Below are 16,137 nucleotides of genomic sequence, written 5' to 3'. Positions count from 1 at the left end.
GGGGGCTTGCTCCCGATGGCGGTCTATCAGTTACAGATAAATTGACTGACACTCTGCTATCGGGAGCAAGCCCCCTCCCACATTTTTGGCCTGAGCAGTTAAGCCAACTTTTTGGGTAGCGCGTTAAGCCTTGCGGTCGAGTTTCTTCAGGAACAGCGTCATCTCTTTCTCGGCCTGTTTGTCGCCATGCGCCTGGGCCGCTTCGATACCCTTCTCCCACGCCTGTCGTGCTGCGCCACTGTCGCCCTGCGCTTGCTGCGCCTTGCCCAACAACTTCCACGCCGCCGAGTACTTCGGGTCAAATTCGACGCACCTGAGCAAATGCTCCGCCGCCTTGGCGTAGTCCTTCAGGTCCAGATAACCCTTGCCCAAGCCAAAGCGCAGCAGCGAGTTATCCACACCCTTGGCGAGCATTTTCTCCAGCGATTCGAGCATGCAGGTGTACTCCGTTGTGTCAGAAGAAGCTCAGCCCGACGTGGAACAACTTCTCCACATCGCGGATGTGTTTTTTATCCACAAGGAACAGGATCACGTGGTCGCCCGTTGCAATCACCGTGTCGTCGTGGGCGATGATCACTTCTTCGTCACGGATGATCGCGCCAATGGTGGTGCCCGGCGGCAAGCCGATATCGCGAATGGCCTTGCCGATGACCTTGCTCGACTTCGAATCGCCGTGGGCAATTGCCTCGATGGCTTCCGCCGCGCCACGCCGCAGCGAGTGCACGCTGACAATATCGCCACGGCGTACGTGCGCGAGCAAGGTGCCGATGGTCGCCAGTTGCGGGCTGATGGCAATGTCGATGTCGCCGCCCTGAATCAGGTCCACGTAAGCCGGGTTGTTGATGATGGTCATCACCTTCTTCGCCCCCAGCCGCTTGGCCAACAAGGAAGACATGATGTTGGCCTCGTCATCGTTGGTCAGGGCCAGGAAAATATCCGCGTCGGCAATGTTTTCTTCCATTAGAAGGTCGCGGTCCGAGGCACTGCCTTGCAGTACGACAGTGCTGTCGAGCGTGTCGGACAAATGCCGGCAGCGCGCCGGGCTCATCTCGATGATTTTCACTTGGTAGCGGCTTTCAATCGCCTCGGCCAAGCGCTCGCCGATCTGCCCACCGCCGGCGATGACGATGCGTTTGTAGGTCTCATCGAGGCGGCGCATTTCGCTCATGACGGCGCGAATATTCGCCTTGGCGGCGATGAAAAACACTTCGTCGTCGGCCTCTATCACCGTATCGCCTTGCGGCAGAATCGGCCGGTCGCGACGGAAAATCGCGGCTACGCGGGTTTCCACATTCGGCATGTGTTCGCGCAGTTGGCGCAGTTGCTGGCCCACCAGCGGCCCGCCGTAATAGGCTTTTACCGCGACCAATTGCGCTTTACCGCCGGCGAAGTCGATCACCTGCAAGGCGCCGGGAATTTCGATCAGGCGCTTGATGTAATGGGTTACCACCTGCTCCGGGCTGATCAGCACGTCGACTGGAATCGCGTCGTTGTCGAACAGGCCGGCGCGGGTCAGGTAAGCCGCCTCACGCACGCGGGCGATTTTGGTCGGGGTGTGAAACAGGGTGTGTGCGACCTGGCAGGCGACCATGTTGGTCTCGTCGCTGTTGGTCACGGCCACCAACATGTCGGCATCGTCGGCGCCTGCCTGGCGCAGCACTGTCGGGAATGACGCGCGGCCTTGCACGGTGCGGATGTCGAGGCGGTCACCGAGGTTGCGCAGGCGCTCGGCATCGGTGTCGACCACAGTGATGTCGTTGGCTTCGCTGGCCAAATGTTCAGCCAGCGAGCCACCCACCTGCCCTGCCCCGAGGATGATGATTTTCATCCGGTCACTCCCTTAAACCCATTCAGCCGCGCGCGGCGGCAATCTTGATCAGTTTGGCGTAGTAGAAGCCATCGTGCCCGCCTTCTTGCGCGAGCAACTGGCGACCATGCGGCTGCTTGATACCGGCAGCCGTGGCCAGGTCCAGCTCACGTGCGCCACTGGTGCGGGCCAGGAACGCCGCGATCACCTCGGTATTTTCGGTGGGCAAGGTCGAGCAGGTGGCGTAGAGCAGGATGCCGCCGACTTCCAGCGTCGGCCACAGCGCGTCGAGCAGTTCGCCTTGCAACGCGGCCAGGGCAGCGATGTCATCAGCTTGGCGGGTCAGCTTGATGTCCGGGTGGCGGCGGATCACGCCGGTGGCGGAACAGGGCGCGTCCAGCAGGATGCGCTGGAACGGTTTGCCGTCCCACCAGGTGGCGGTGTCGCGGCCGTCGGCGGCGATCAGGTCGGCACTCAGGCCCAGGCGCGCAAGGTTTTCGCGCACGCGCACCAACCGTTTGGCTTCCAGGTCCACCGCAACCACACCGGCGAGGTCTTTTTCGACTTCGAGGATGTGACAGGTCTTGCCGCCCGGTGCGCAGCACGCGTCCAGCACGCGCTGGCCAGGCGCCAGGTCGAGCAGGTCGGCGGCCAGTTGCGCGGCTTCGTCCTGCACGCTCACCCAGCCTTCGGCAAAGCCCGGCAGGCTGCGCACGTCGCTGGCGGCGTCCAGCACGATGCCGTCCACACTGAACACGCACGGTGTGGCCGCGATGCCGGCAGCGCTCAGCAATTGCAGGTACGCGTCGCGGCGGTGATGGCGGCGGTTGACCCGCAGAATCATCGGCGGGTGCGCATTGTTGGCCGCGCAAATGGCTTCCCATTGCTCAGGCCAAAACGCCTTGAGGGATTTTTGCAGCCAGCGCGGGTGGGCGGTGCGCACCACCGGGTCATGTTCCAGCTCGGCCAGCAGCGCTTCGCTCTCGCGTTGCGCGCGGCGCAACACGGCGTTGAGCAGCGCTTTGGCCCAAGGCTTTTTGAGTTTTTCGGCGCAACCGACGGTTTCACCGATGGCGGCGTGGGCTGGCACACGGGTGTAAAGCAGCTGATAAAGGCCGACCAGCAGCAGCGCTTCCACATCCGCATCGGCTGCCTTGAATGGCTTTTGCAGCAGCTTGGCGGCCAGCGCCGACAAACGAGGCTGCCAGCGCGCGGTGCCAAAGGCCAGGTCTTGGGTGAAACCACGGTCGCGGTCTTCCACCTTGTCCATCTGAGTCGGCAATGAACTGTTCAGCGACGCCTTGCCATTGAGCACGGCGGCGAGAGCCTTGGCGGCGGCCAGACGCGGGTTCATTGCGCGACCGCCCCGAGTACGCTGCCCAAGGCAAATTTCTCACGACGGCTGTTGAACAAATCGCTGAAATTAAGCGCTTTGCCACCCGGCAATTGCAAGCGGGTCAGGCACAGCGCCTGCTCACCACAGGCCACCAGCAGGCCGTCTTTGCTGGCGCCGATGATCTCACCGGGGGCGCCTTGGCCGTCAGCCAGCGTGGCGGCGAGTACTTTCAACGCTTCGCCATTCAGCATGCTGTGGCAGACCGGCCAAGGGTTGAAGGCGCGCACCAGGCGCTCCAGTTCCACGGCCGGGCGGCTCCAGTCGATGCGGGCTTCATCTTTGTTCAGTTTGTGCGCGTAGGTGGCCAGGCTGTCGTCCTGTACTTCGCCTTCCAGCGTACCGGCAGCGAGCCCTGCGATGGCCTGGATCACGGCGGGCGGGCCCATCTCGGCGAGGCGGTCGTGCAGGCTGCCGCCGGTGTCTTCGGCGCTGATCGGGGTGATGACTTTGAGCAGCATCGGGCCGGTGTCCAGACCCGCCTCCATGCGCATCACGGTCACGCCGCTTTCAGCGTCACCGGCTTGCACCGCGCGCTGAATCGGCGCCGCACCGCGCCAGCGCGGCAGCAGCGACGCATGGCTGTTGATGCAGCCCAGGCGTGGAATATCCAGCACGGCTTGCGGCAGGATCAAGCCATAAGCCACCACCACCAGCAGGTCCGGTTTTAATGCTGCCAGCTCAGCTTGAGCCTCGGCGTTGCGCAACGTCGGCGGTTGCAACACATCAATAGTGTGCTCAAGCGCCAGCTGCTTGACCGGGCTCGGCATCAGTTTTTGCCCGCGACCGGCCGGGCGATCCGGTTGGGTGTACACCGCGACGACTTCATAAGGGCTGGCAAGCAACGCCTTGAGGTGTTCGGCGGCAAATTCAGGAGTGCCGGCAAAAACAATGCGCAGTGGCTCGGTCATGGGAGGTCTCGTTAAAAACAGTCACAAAAGAAAAAGGCTTGCCGCAGCAAGCCTTTGGAAGAAGGGAATCAAGCTTGCTGGCGATGCTTTTTTTCCAGCTTCTTCTTGATCCGGTCGCGTTTAAGCGTGGACAGGTAATCAACAAACAGCTTGCCGTTGAGGTGGTCGCATTCATGCTGAATGCACACCGCCAGCAGGCCTTCGGCAACCAGCTCGTAGGGCTTGCCGTCACGGTCCAGGGCCTTGATCTTCACGCGTACCGGGCGTTCGACGTTTTCGTAGAACTCCGGCACCGACAGGCAGCCTTCCTGGTATTCGCCCATCTCTTCGGTCAGCGGTTCGAACTCGGGGTTGATAAACACCCGAGGTTCGCTGCGATCTTCCGACAGGTCCATGACCACGACGCGTTGATGCACGTTGACCTGGGTCGCGGCGAGGCCGATGCCCGGTGCTTCATACATTGTTTCAAACATGTCATCGACCAACTGACGAACCTTGTCGTCCACTACGTCCACCGGTTTGGCGATTGTGCGCAGGCGCGAGTCGGGAAATTCGAGGATGTTCAAAATAGCCATAAGCGTAATTGCTGCACATGTGAGGTAGAGGCAAATCGGCGTTGGGATGGACCCACACAGCCGGTGTGAAACGTTCGGAAGCCGCGAAGGCTATGGCATTTCACGCGAACGCACATAATAAAGGAGATTCACCCCATGAGGAAATCGCTACTCGTCTTGCTGCTGTGGGCACCGCTCGCCACGGCCCTGATTCCAAAGCCCGGCCAAGCGCTGAATCAAACGACGCAGCAGGCTATTAAGCACTTTCTAGTGCATAACCGCATCCTCAATACGCCCCAGGAACTGGACAGCGCGCCGTACATCGTCGCAGCCGCGGCCGGTCGCGTACTCGGCGCCAATGGCGAGCGTGTGCACGCGCGGGGTCATCTGGACCCGGCCCAGCCAACCTATGGGATCTTTCGTCGGGGCAAAACCTACATCGACCCCGACACCCAGGAATTGCTGGGTATCAACGCCGACGACATCGGCACCGCACGTTTTGTAACGGCCGGCGACCTCACCACCCTGGCGGTGCAACGGGTGACTCAGGAAGTGCGCCCGGGCGACCGTTTGCTGCGTGCCGAACCGCGTGTCGAGCTGGCCAACCTGCAAACGCCCAAGCCTGCACCCTTTATCGAAGGGCACATCATCGACATCCCCAAAGGCGTGACCCAGATCGGCGTGCGGGATGCCGTGACCTTGAACAAGGGCCGCCGCGACGGCCTGCTCGAAGGCCAACTGCTGACGGTGATCAAGGCTGGCGCCACCGTGCGCGACGTTATCAGCGGGGCGGCGACAACACTGCCGGATGAGCGTGCCGGCACCGTGCTGGTGTTTCGCACGTACGAAAAGCTCAGTTATGGCCTGGTGCTCAGCGCTTCGCGTTCACTGGCCGTAATGGATCGATTCGAGGCTACCGATCGGGCCGAATAAGTAGCTTGCTAAATAAGTTACCAACAGAGTTATCCACAGCTTGTTCCGGTCAAGGACGATTAAATGTATCCGATAAACAGCAGTGAAATTTCCCCGTCTGAGCTGGAAGCTCGACTACGCTTGCACAGGCTGCCGGAGCTGGGTCCCAAGCGGTTTCGCGTATTGATTGACGCGTTCGGTTCTGCCTCAAAGGCGATCAGTGCGCCGGCCAGTGCCTGGCGCTCGCTGGGGTTGCCGGCCAGCAGCGCCGAGGCCCGACGCAGCCCCGAAATACGTGATGGCGCCAGCCACGCATTAGCGTGGCTTGCGCGTCCCGCCCAGCATTTGCTGATGTGGGACCAGCCCGAGTACCCCGCGCTGCTTGCACAGATTGACGATGCGCCACCTTTATTGTTTGTTGCAGGCGACCCGAAAATTCTTGAAAAACCACAGTTGGCGATGGTCGGCAGCCGCCGTGCTTCCAGGCCCGGCCTGGACACTGCAGCGGCCTTTTCGCGCAGCCTGGCGAGCGCCGGTTTTGTCATCACCAGCGGCTTGGCGTTGGGCATCGACGGCGCTGCGCATCAAGCGGCGCTGGATGTCGGCGGGCAGACAATCGGCGTGCTCGGCACAGGCCTCGAAAACTTTTATCCACAGCGCCACCGACAGCTCGCGGCAGCGATGATTGCCCAAGGCAGCGCAGTGGTTTCCGAGTTTCCGCTGGACGCCGCACCGCAGTCCGCCAACTTTCCGCGGCGCAATCGAATCATCAGCGGGCTGTCGTTGGGGGTGCTGGTGGTAGAAGCCGGCATGGCCAGTGGTTCGTTGATCACCGCGCGGCTGGCGGGTGAGCAAGGGCGCGAGGTGTATGCGATCCCAGGCTCCATCCATCATCCCGGCGCCAAGGGCTGTCATCAATTGATCCGCGATGGCGCAACGTTGGTGGAGTCCATCGAGCACATTCTCGAAGGCCTGCGCGGTTGGCAAGCGTTGTCCCGCCCTGCGCCGATGCCCGTCACCCATCCGTTGGTGGCACTGCTGCACGCGGCGCCGCACACCAGCGAAGCCCTGGCGATTGCCAGCGGGCGCGCATTGTCGCAGGTGCTGGCGACGCTGACGGAGCTTGAGCTTGAAGGCTTGGTGACCTGCGATAGCGGGCGCTGGCTTGCGCGCCGCCAGCTTTTTTAGCGTGGTTTTTGTGGCTGGGTTTTGCAAAGAACATCGGTAAACTGCGCAGAGCTTTAGTCCGGAGAGTGAGCAATGGTCAACAGGTGGCGTGTGCTGGAAACCGCACGAGAAATTCGCGCAGGCGCGGTGATTGCCTATCCGACCGAAGCGGTCTGGGGCTTGGGCTGCGACCCTTGGAACGAGGCAGCGGTAGACCGTCTGCTGGCGATCAAGAATCGGTCGGTGGACAAGGGCCTGATCCTGGTGGCAGACAACATTCGCCAGTTCGATTTTCTATTTGAAGACTTCCCCGACACCTGGATCGAGCGCATGGCCAGTACCTGGCCTGGGCCGAATACCTGGCTGGTGCCGCATCAGAACTTGCTGCCCGAGTGGGTGACCGGTGTGCACGACACGGTCGCCTTGCGCGTCAGCGATCACCCGCTGGTGCGCGATTTGTGCGCGCTGACAGGGCCGTTGATTTCCACCTCGGCCAACCCGCAGGGCCGCCCGGCAGCGCGCACGCGAATTCGTGTGGAGCAGTATTTCCGTGGCCAGGTCGACCTGGTATTGGGTGGCGCCTTGGGCGGGCGTAAAAACCCAAGCCTGATTCGTGACCTGGCGACGGGTGAGGTTGTGCGGCCCTCTTGAGACCGAGTTGGCGGAGTGGATCAAACACGCTTTCTGTGGGAGCGGGCTTGCTCGCGATTGCGGTGTGTCAGTTTAAAAATACTCATCTGACACACTGCAATCGCGAGCAAGCCCGCTCCCACAGTTTGAGTGCATTCTGCCTGGGAGATTGGGTCGGCTTTTGATGTGGGAAGCGCCCCGCTATAGGCGCAATCTCACGATGAGGCCTCACGCTCTTACGGCAACAGAATCGTCGATCCGGTGGTGCGACGCCCCGACAACTCCGTGTGCGCCTTCGCCGCTTCGGCCAATGAAAACCGTTGGTTGATGTCAATGCGCAGCTTGCCGCTCTTGATCATCGAGAACAGGTCATCCGCCATTACCTGCAGGTCTTTTGGGTTGCTGGCGTAAGTCGCCAACGTTGGCCGGGTGACATACAGCGAGCCCTTGGCGGCCAAAATCCCAAGGTTCACGCCATCCACCGCGCCCGATGCGTTACCAAAACTTATCAACAGACCTCGTGGCGCTACGCAGTCCAGCGAGGTCAGCCAGGTGTCTTTGCCGACGCCGTCGTACACCACCGGCACCTTTTTGCCGTCGGTCAATTCCAGTACGCGCTGTGCGACATTTTCCTTGCTGTAGTCGATGGTCTCCCACGCGCCGAGGGATTTGGCCAAGGCGGCTTTCTCCGGCGAGCTTACGGTACCGATCAGCTTCACGCCCAAGGCTTTGGCCCATTGGCACGCGAGTGAGCCCACGCCACCCGCCGCCGCGTGGAACAGAATGGTTTCGCCGCCCTTCAGCTCATAGGTCTGGCGCAGCAAATATTGCACGGTCAGGCCCTTGAGCATGGCACCGGCGGCGTGTTCAAAGCTGATGTCGTCCGGCAGGTGCACCAGGTTGGCGGCGGGCAACACGTGCAGTTCGCTGTAGGCGCCCAGTGGGCCACTGCCGTAGGCCACACGGTCGCCGACGCTGAATTGAGTGACGTCGCTGCCGACCGCGTCGACCACGCCGGCGCCCTCCGCGCCCAACCCCGATGGCAATGCCGGCGGTGCATAAAGGCCGCTGCGAAAATAGGTGTCGATGAAATTCAGGCCAATCGCCTTGTTACGCACCCGAACCTGCTGCGGGCCTGGCTCTGCCGGTGTGTAGTCAACATATTCAAGCACTTGCGGGCCGCCATGGGCGCTGAACTGGATACGTTTAGCCATCTACCTTCTCCTTGAGTCGACTGTACGAAGCACCCTATCGGACTCCTAAGCGTGACCTTCGTCAACTGCGGCGCACGTGTGTGCGGTGTTATCCTGTGCGCCCATTTGCCGCCGACGCCCAATGGCCTCGCGTAGCTTTGCCCGATAAAGGTGACGCCATGACTACCCACACCGAGGCTGTTAAAGCCTACCTGCTTGATCTGCAAGAGCGCATTTGCAGCGCTCTGGAAACCTTTGAGCCGGACACTCGTTTTATTGAAGACGCCTGGACCCGGCCAGCCGGCGGCGGCGGGCGCACACGTGTGATTGAAAACGGTTCGGTCATCGAAAAAGGCGGCGTTAACTTTTCCCACGTGTTTGGCAGCGGCCTCCCACCGTCTGCCAGTGCGCATCGCCCTGAACTGGCCGGTCGCGGGTTTGAAGCCATGGGCGTGTCGCTGGTGATTCACCCGCACAACCCGCATGCACCGACATCCCACGCCAACGTGCGCTTTTTCATCGCCGAAAAAGAAGGCGAAGAACCCGTATGGTGGTTCGGTGGCGGCTTCGACCTCACGCCCTACTACGGCCATGAAGAGGACTGCATTCATTGGCATCGCGTGGCAGAGCAGGCGTGTGCGCCGTTCGGTGCCGACGTGTACCCGCGCTACAAGGCCTGGTGCGACACCTACTTTCATATCAAGCACCGCAACGAACCGCGCGGTATCGGCGGGCTGTTCTTCGATGATTTGAATGAGTGGGGCTTCGACACCAGCTTCGCCTTTATTCGCGCCATCGGCGACGCTTACATCGACGCCTACTTGCCGATTCTGCAGCGGCGCAAGGCCATGGCCTATACCGAGCAGCAGCGTGAATTCCAGGAATTTCGCCGTGGCCGCTACGTCGAATTCAACCTGGTTTACGACCGTGGCACCTTGTTCGGCCTGCAATCGGGCGGGCGTACCGAGTCGATCCTGATGTCACTGCCGCCGCAAGTGCGCTGGAGCTACGACTGGAAAGCCGAGGCTGGCAGCGAGGAAGCACGCTTGACTGATTATTTCCTGCAAGACCGCGACTGGCTTGGCGTGGCCACGCCCAAGGCGGCGGTCTGATGGACCGTTATGTGGTGTTCGGCAACCCCATCGGCCACAGCAAGTCGCCGTTGATTCATCGAATGTTCGCCGAACAGACCGGTGAGCGGTTGGACTACAGCACCTTGCTCGCACCGCTAGAGGACTTCAGCGGCTGTGCGCGTGAGTTTTTTCAGCAAGGGCGTGGCGCCAACGTCACCGTGCCGTTCAAGGAAGACGCTTACCGCCTGGCCAACAGCCTGACCGAACGCGCCCAGCGCGCTGGCGCGGTGAACACCCTGAGCAAGTTGGCCGATGGCAGCCTGCTCGGTGATAACACCGACGGCGCAGGTTTAGTGCGCGACCTGACGGTGAACGCCGGGTTGCAACTGCACGGCAAACGCATCCTGTTGCTGGGCGCCGGTGGCGCGGTGCGCGGGGCGTTGGAGCCCTTGTTGGCGGAGCAGCCTGGCGCGCTGATCATCGCCAACCGCACGGTGGCAAAGGCCGAGTTGCTCGCCGAGCTGTTCGATGATCTTGGGCCGGTTTCCGCCAGCGGTTTCGACTGGCTAAGTGAGCCGGTGGACCTGATCATCAATGCCACATCCGCCAGCCTGTCAGGCGATGTGCCGCCGATTGCCGGCAGCCTGATCGAACCCGGCAAAACCTTTTGCTACGACATGATGTACGCCAAAGAGCCGACGGCGTTCTGCCGCTGGGCCACTGAACACGGTGCATCCGTGGCAATGGATGGCTTGGGCATGTTGGTGGAGCAGGCGGCGGAAGCGTTCTTCCTGTGGCGCGGCGTACGCCCGGATTCGGCGCCGGTGTTGGCCGAACTGCGCCGCCAACTGGCCTGACGCAGCGGCAACTGTGTGCACAATTATTGTGCCCACATCAGTCTTCGAAATGGATGGGGCATTTTTCAGCCCCTTCGAGTTTTTTCAATTCTTCAACGACCTGCGGTCGCGCTCGGCGCAACGTCAGGCTACGGCCTGAAGCTCGTAGCCGCCGCGCTTCCTGGTGCAGCATCTCGACCCCGGAATAGTCGATAAAGTTGATCTGCTGCGCTTCGATCACCACGCGCTCGCCGTGCAAGCGTTGCAGGCGTACTTGCAGGTAATGGCTGGCGCCAAAAAAGATCGAGCCGCCGACGCGCAACACGTCCTCATCACCGTCGCGCCACTGCTGCACGCGCGGCTGCGAGGTGCGTTTGAGGTAGAAAAACAGCGATGCCAGCACCCCGGCGTAGATCGCGGTTTGCAGTTCCAACAGCAAGGTGGCGGTGCACGTCAGGCCCATCACCACACATTCGGCGCGACTGACGCGCCACAGCGCGCGAATGCTGCGATGGTCCACCAGGCCCCAGCAAATCAGCAAGATGCTGGCAGCCATGCTCGGTAGCGGAATGTGCGCGATCAACGCGGCGCCGAACAGCGCAAACAGCGCCACCCACACCGCCGAAAACACCCCGGCCAGCGGCGAGCAGGCGCCAGCTTCGTAGCTGAGGCCGGAACGCGTAAAGGAACCGGCCGACAGGTAGCCAGAGAAAAATCCGCCGACGATATTCGACAAGCCCTGCGCGCGGACTTCCTGGTTCGCATCGAGCAACTGTTGCGAGCGCGCCGACAACGAGCGGGCAATCGACAGGCTGGTGACCAGCCCCAGCATGCCTACCGCCACCGCGCTGGGCAGCAGGCGCAGAAGCATGTCCAAGTCCAGCGGCAATGGGCTGAACGGCGGCAGCTTGCCGACAAACGCGCTCACCCGCGCCACCTGCCCGAACATGGCCGGCCACAGCCACGCCGCCAGGCTGCTTAAGGCCAGCGCAATCAGCAGCGTCGGCCAGCGCGGCAGCCAATACTTGAGCAGCGCGCCGGCCAACAATGTGCTTAAGCCGAGGGCGAGCGAGGCGTGGTCCCATTCGCCGCCGTGATCCATAAGCGCCAGCACACTTTTGATCGCCGTGGCCTGGCTCGGCAAATCCAGCCCCAACAGGTTGGGTAGTTGCCCCAGGGCAATCACCACGGCGGCGCCGAGGGTGAAACCCAGCACCACCGGATGCGAAACAAAATTCACCAGCGCGCCGAAGCGCAGCATGCCGAGCAACCACTGGAAAACCCCGGCGAGGAAGGTGAGCAGCAGGATGAGCGTGATGTAGTCCTGCGAACCCGGCACGGCGAGTGGGCTGACGCTGGCGTAGAGCACGACGGAAATCGCCGCCGTCGGCCCACAGATAAGGTGCCACGACGAGCCCCACAGGCAGGCGATCAGCACCGGGATAATCGCCGCGTACAGGCCGTACTCCGGTGGCAGGCCGGCAATCAGCGCGTAGGCTATCGACTGTGGCAGCGCGAGCACCGCGCCACTGAGGCCGACCATCGCGTCCCGGCCAACGCTGGCGCGGGTTTGGCGCGGGAGCCAAGAGAGGAAGGGCAAGAGTGTATGGCGGTTGGGCCGGGGCATCGCAAACTCGGGTTGAAAGGTTTGAGTCAGAATATCAGGCTGCTAATGAGCGTAATGATCGTTCGCACGCTCTGCGTGGGAACGTCACAGGATGCATTCCCACGCGAAGCGTGGGAATGATCCGCGTGCTAGAGCTTGGCCTTTACCGCTGCCAACGCATTCTGGCCATCGACGGTTTTCACGCCATCCAGCCACTTGTCCAGCACGGCCGGGTTGGCCTTGATCCACGCCTTCGCCGCCTCGGCATAGCTGGCCTTGTTGTTGGCCACCTCGGCCATGATTGCGTTCTCCATCTCTTGGGTAAAACTCAGGTTGGTCAGCAACTTTCCTACGTTCGGGCAGGACTGCGCATAACCCTTGCGGGTCAAGGTGTACACGCTGCCGGTGTCGCCGAAGTACTTCTCGCCACCCTTGAGGTAATGCATTTTCAACTGCACGTTCATTGGGTGCGGCGTCCAGCCGAGGAAGGTCACGAATCGCTGCTTTTTCACTGCCCGCGACACTTCGGCGAGCATCGCCTGCTCGCTGGATTCCACCAGCTTCCACTGGCCGAGGTCAAAGTCGTTTTTCTTGATAATTTCCTGCAACGAGATATTCGCCGGCGCGCCGGAGCCGATGCCGTAGATTTTTTTGTCGAACTTGTCGGCAAACGTGTTCAGGTCGGCAAACTCATGCACGCCGGCCTCCCACACATAGTCCGGCACGGCGAGGGTGAACTCGGTGCCGTCGAGGTTTTTCGCCAGTTGCACCACGTCGCCGTTGGCCACGAACTTGTCGTAGAAACCTTGCTGCGCCGGCATCCAGTTGCCCATAAACACATCGACCTTGCCTTCCTTGAGCCCACCAAACGTGATCGGCACCGCCAGCGTGTCGACCTTGGCTTTGTAACCCATGCCCGTCAGCAGAAAACCGGTGATGGCATTGGTGGCGGCAATGTCGCTCCAGCCCGGATCGGCCATCTTCACCGTTTCACAACTGGCATCCGCGTACACATTGGCGCTTGTCAGCGCCAACGTCGCTAGCATCACAGTCAACTTTTGCATGGCCTTCCCTTTGTCTGATTATTGGTCTTGGCAGGGTTGTGGATAACGTGCCTTGCGCTCCAGGTCGTCGAGGTCGATATGGTTGCGCATGTATTGCTGACTGGCGTCTACCAGTGGCTGGTGGTCCCAGCTCTTCAGCTTGCCTTCGGTCAGTGCTTCAAACACCAGACGACGGCGGCGTTGGCTGGCGAGCACCTGTTGGTGGATCGCCGGGATGTCCCATTTGGCCCGCGCCTCACTCAAAAACGCCTCGAACAGTGGCCGGTGTTCCGGTGACTGGCTGAGGTTCTCCCGCTCGTGCGGGTCATTGTGCACATCGAAGAGTAAACAAGGGTCGTCTTCGCTGTAGATGAATTTGTACGCGCCACGACGGATCATCATCAGCGGGCTGATGGTGCCTTCGGCCATGTATTCGCCGAACACTTCGTCGTGCCCGCCCTGCCCCAGCAAGTGCGGGACCAGAGAGCGGCCGTCCAGCGGCAGAAGCGGGTCCAGCGCGCCGCCGGCCAGTTCCACCAGGGTCGGCAGCAGGTCGGCAGTCGACACCGCCTTGCTCACGCGGCCAGCGGCAAACTGCCCCGGCGCACTGACCAGCAGCGGCACGCGCGCGGCCATTTCAAACCAGTGCATCTTGTACCAGAGGCCGCGCTCGCCAAGCATGTCGCCGTGGTCGCCAGAGAAAACAATGATGGTGTCATCACTCAGGCCGGTGTCTTCGAGGGTTTGCAGCAGCTTGCCGACGTTGCTGTCGATGTAGCTGCAGGCACCGAAGTAGGCGCGGCGTGCATCGCGGATTTTATTCAGCGGCAGCGGCTTGTCCCACAGGTCATAGACCTTGAGCAGGCGTTGCGAATGCGGGTCTTGGTCAGCTTGCGCGGGCGTGGCAGGCAACGGGATGTCGCTGTCGTCGTACAGGTCCCAGAACGGCTTGGGAATCGTGTACGGGTCGTGTGGGTGAGTCATCGACACGGTCAGGCAGAACGGCTGGTCACCGTCTTCGCGAATATGGTCGAACAGGTATTGCTGCGCCTTGAACACCACCTCTTCGTCGAAATCCAGTTGGTTGGTACGCACGCACGGCCCGGCTTGCAGCACCGACGCCATGTTGTGATACCACGTGGGGCGTACATCCGGCTCGTCCCAGTTCACCGCCCAGCCATAGTCGGCGGGGTAAATGTCGCTGGTCAGGCGCTCCTCAAAGCCGTGCAACTGGTCTGGCCCGCAGAAGTGCATCTTGCCCGACAGCGCAGTGCGGTAGCCGAGGCGGCGCAAGTAATGCGCGTAGGTCGGTACATCGGCGGGAAAGTCGGCCGCATTGTCGTAGGCGCCGATTTTGCTCGGCAACTGGCCGCTGACCAGCGTGAAGCGCGACGGCGCGCACAAGGGGCTGTTGCAATACGCGGCGTCGAACACCACGCCTTGTGCGGCGAGGCGGCTGAGGTTGGGCAACTTGATAGGCGAAGGACCGTAGAACGGAAGCAACGGCGCGGCCATTTGATCGGCCATGATGAAAAGAATGTTCTTGCGCTTCATGAGTCTTCGGCATTCCATAGGCGGTGTTTATGCGAATGAGCATGCGGCCCATGGAAATTGGGGTAAAGCCCATGAAAAGCAATGTCTAGGATAAGCACAGCTTATGTATGAAGCCCTCGGTGATGTGTCGCTCGACCTGCTCCGCGCATTTGAAGCGGCGGGGCGTCATCGCAGCTTTACCGCCGCCGCAATGGAGCTGGGCAGCACCCAGCCAGCCGTCAGCCAGCAGATCAAGCGCCTTGAAGAGCAACTGGCGATTCGCCTGTTTGATCGCATCTACCGTGGCATCGAACTGACCGACGCGGGCGCCTTGCTCTTCGAACACGTGCAGGGCGGCTTGCAAAGCATCAACCACGGCTTGAGCGCGATCACCCAACAAGACCAGCACGAAGTGCTGCAGGTAGCCACCGACTTCGCCTTCGCCGCGTATTGGCTGATGCCACGCCTGCATCGTTTTCACGCGGCCAACCCTTACGTCGACGTGAGCCTGGTCACCAGCCAGCGCAACCACGCCACCTTGCGCAGCGATATTGACGTGGCGGTGTTGTTTGGCGATGGCCGTTTCAAACAGGGCGACAGCCTGTGGCTGTTCAATGAGGAGGCGTTCCCGGTGTGCAGCCCGCAATGGCTCAAAGACCAGGCCACGCCGCTGACGGTGCAGAGTTTGCCCGACTACCCGTTGCTGCACCTGCGCCAGGAAAACAACAGCCATTGGTTCGACTGGAGCGGCGTGTTTCGCGAGCTGGGCATCACCACCACACCGACGCCCGGCCAACTGCGTTTCGACAATTACACCCTGCTGATCCAGGCGGCGATAGCCGGCCAGGGCGTGGCCATCGGTTGGCGGCACCTGGTGGACAGCATGCTCGAACAGAATTGGCTGTGCCGGCCGATCCGCGACACGGTGATCTCGCGCTACGGTTATTACGTGGTGCAGCCGCAGCGCAAACGTCGCGGGCAGTTGGTCGAGCGCTTTGTCGACTGGCTGGTGGCCGAGCAAGCCAGCAATGTGCAGTCGCTGACCGGGCTGGCCCTACCGTCGATTGCGGTCTAGGATTTGGCGCACATCGCAGACGGATTTCGCCATGCAACGAATCAAGGGTTACCACGCCCATATCTACTTTGACGCCCACAGCATCGAACAAGCGCGCACCTTGTGTGAAGACGCGGCCAAGCTGTTTCCGCTGCGCATGGGCAACGTGCATGAGCGGCCCGTAGGCCCGCACCCGGACTGGAGCTGCCAACTGGCGTTCGACCCGGAATACATCGGCGTGGTGCTGCCATGGCTGGCGCTGCACCGCGAAGGGCTGGTGGTGTTCTTGCACCCCAATACCGGCGACGACCTGAAGGACCACACCGATTATGCGATCTGGATGGGTGCGATGCGCGAGCTGAATCTGTCTGCGCTCTAACGCCGGCTGATACGCACCCCGTCAGCGTGTGCAGGCACGCGGGATT

The 16,137-nt window shown here is 61.6% G+C and carries 16 protein-coding genes; 7 read left to right on the top strand and 9 right to left on the bottom strand.

Going from position 1 to position 16,137, the window contains the following annotated elements:
* Window positions 1–123: 123 nt before the first annotated feature.
* The 5 genes from AO240_RS11115 to def all read right to left on the bottom strand — a co-directional run bounded on the left by AO240_RS11115 (window position 124) and on the right by def (window position 4,686).
* A complete protein-coding gene (locus AO240_RS11115) occupies window positions 124–435 on the bottom strand; it encodes a lipopolysaccharide assembly protein LapB (protein WP_099236581.1) in 312 nt (103 codons plus the stop codon).
* Window positions 436–454: 19 nt separating this feature from the next.
* Window positions 455–1,828, bottom strand: a complete 1,374-nt coding sequence (gene trkA / locus AO240_RS11110; protein ID WP_034110514.1) for a Trk system potassium transporter TrkA — start codon at window positions 1,826–1,828, stop codon at window positions 455–457.
* 22 nt (window positions 1,829–1,850) lie between these two features.
* Window positions 1,851–3,161, bottom strand: coding sequence for a 16S rRNA (cytosine(967)-C(5))-methyltransferase RsmB (gene rsmB / locus AO240_RS11105; RefSeq protein ID WP_099236580.1), 1,311 nt, complete (start codon window positions 3,159–3,161; stop codon window positions 1,851–1,853).
* Window positions 3,158–4,111, bottom strand: a complete 954-nt coding sequence (gene fmt / locus AO240_RS11100; protein ID WP_099236579.1) for a methionyl-tRNA formyltransferase — start codon at window positions 4,109–4,111, stop codon at window positions 3,158–3,160. Before fmt ends, rsmB begins: the two co-directional genes overlap by 4 nt.
* Window positions 4,112–4,179: 68 nt before the next feature.
* A complete protein-coding gene (gene def / locus AO240_RS11095) occupies window positions 4,180–4,686 on the bottom strand; it encodes a peptide deformylase (RefSeq protein ID WP_099236578.1) in 507 nt (168 codons plus the stop codon).
* Between the two features lie 135 nt (window positions 4,687–4,821).
* On the opposite strand from def, the gene AO240_RS11090 reads away from it, so the two are divergent.
* The 3 genes from AO240_RS11090 (at window position 4,822) to AO240_RS11080 (ending at window position 7,395) form a co-directional block, all read left to right on the top strand.
* On the top strand, window positions 4,822–5,598 hold the full coding sequence (locus tag AO240_RS11090; protein WP_099236577.1) for a peptidoglycan-binding protein: 777 nt from the start codon (window positions 4,822–4,824) through the stop codon (window positions 5,596–5,598).
* Window positions 5,599–5,661: 63 nt separating this feature from the next.
* Window positions 5,662–6,765: a DNA-processing protein DprA gene (gene dprA / locus AO240_RS11085; protein ID WP_099236576.1), complete on the top strand. Its 1,104-nt coding sequence runs from the start codon at window positions 5,662–5,664 to the stop codon at window positions 6,763–6,765.
* Window positions 6,766–6,837: 72 nt separating this feature from the next.
* Window positions 6,838–7,395 carry an L-threonylcarbamoyladenylate synthase gene (locus tag AO240_RS11080; protein ID WP_099236575.1) on the top strand — a complete coding sequence of 186 codons (558 nt, stop codon included), beginning with the start codon at window positions 6,838–6,840 and terminating at the stop codon, window positions 7,393–7,395.
* A 215-nt stretch (window positions 7,396–7,610) separates the two neighbouring features.
* Here AO240_RS11080 and AO240_RS11075 read toward each other — a convergent pair whose 3' ends face one another.
* The gene (locus AO240_RS11075; protein ID WP_099236574.1) at window positions 7,611–8,588 is read right to left on the bottom strand and encodes an NADPH:quinone reductase; all 978 of its coding nucleotides are present in this window, start codon (window positions 8,586–8,588) and stop codon (window positions 7,611–7,613) included.
* A gap of 158 nt (window positions 8,589–8,746) precedes the next feature.
* Between AO240_RS11075 and hemF the strand changes: the two genes are divergently transcribed.
* A complete protein-coding gene (gene hemF / locus AO240_RS11070; RefSeq protein WP_099236573.1) occupies window positions 8,747–9,679 on the top strand; it encodes an oxygen-dependent coproporphyrinogen oxidase in 933 nt (310 codons plus the stop codon).
* The gene (aroE, locus tag AO240_RS11065) at window positions 9,679–10,497 is read left to right on the top strand and encodes a shikimate dehydrogenase (RefSeq protein WP_099236572.1); all 819 of its coding nucleotides are present in this window, start codon (window positions 9,679–9,681) and stop codon (window positions 10,495–10,497) included. Before hemF ends, aroE begins: the two co-directional genes overlap by 1 nt.
* Window positions 10,498–10,534: 37 nt before the next feature.
* Here the strand turns inward: aroE and AO240_RS11060 are convergent, their stop codons facing one another.
* The 3 genes from AO240_RS11060 to betC form a co-directional block, all read right to left on the bottom strand.
* Window positions 10,535–12,103, bottom strand: coding sequence for a SulP family inorganic anion transporter (locus AO240_RS11060; RefSeq protein ID WP_099236571.1), 1,569 nt, complete (start codon window positions 12,101–12,103; stop codon window positions 10,535–10,537).
* 128 nt (window positions 12,104–12,231) lie between these two features.
* Window positions 12,232–13,146: a choline ABC transporter substrate-binding protein gene (choX, locus tag AO240_RS11055; protein WP_099236570.1), complete on the bottom strand. Its 915-nt coding sequence runs from the start codon at window positions 13,144–13,146 to the stop codon at window positions 12,232–12,234.
* Window positions 13,147–13,164: 18 nt separating this feature from the next.
* A complete protein-coding gene (gene betC / locus AO240_RS11050) occupies window positions 13,165–14,679 on the bottom strand; it encodes a choline-sulfatase (RefSeq protein WP_099236569.1) in 1,515 nt (504 codons plus the stop codon).
* Window positions 14,680–14,782: 103 nt separating this feature from the next.
* Here betC and AO240_RS11045 point away from each other — a divergent pair, with 103 nt between their 5' ends.
* The gene (locus tag AO240_RS11045; RefSeq protein WP_099236568.1) at window positions 14,783–15,733 is read left to right on the top strand and encodes a LysR family transcriptional regulator; all 951 of its coding nucleotides are present in this window, start codon (window positions 14,783–14,785) and stop codon (window positions 15,731–15,733) included.
* 31 nt (window positions 15,734–15,764) lie between these two features.
* Complete coding sequence (locus AO240_RS11040) at window positions 15,765–16,091, top strand: DOPA 4,5-dioxygenase family protein (RefSeq protein WP_058414569.1); 327 nt, start codon at window positions 15,765–15,767, stop codon at window positions 16,089–16,091.
* The last annotated feature ends 46 nt before the right edge of the window (window positions 16,092–16,137 follow it).

It is taken from the genome of Pseudomonas sp. ICMP 460, assembly GCF_002723595.1.
Lineage (GTDB): Bacteria > Pseudomonadota > Gammaproteobacteria > Pseudomonadales > Pseudomonadaceae > Aquipseudomonas > Aquipseudomonas kitaguniensis.
Note: the sequence above shows the minus strand (reverse complement) of the source record. Positions and strands in the feature narration are given on the sequence as shown.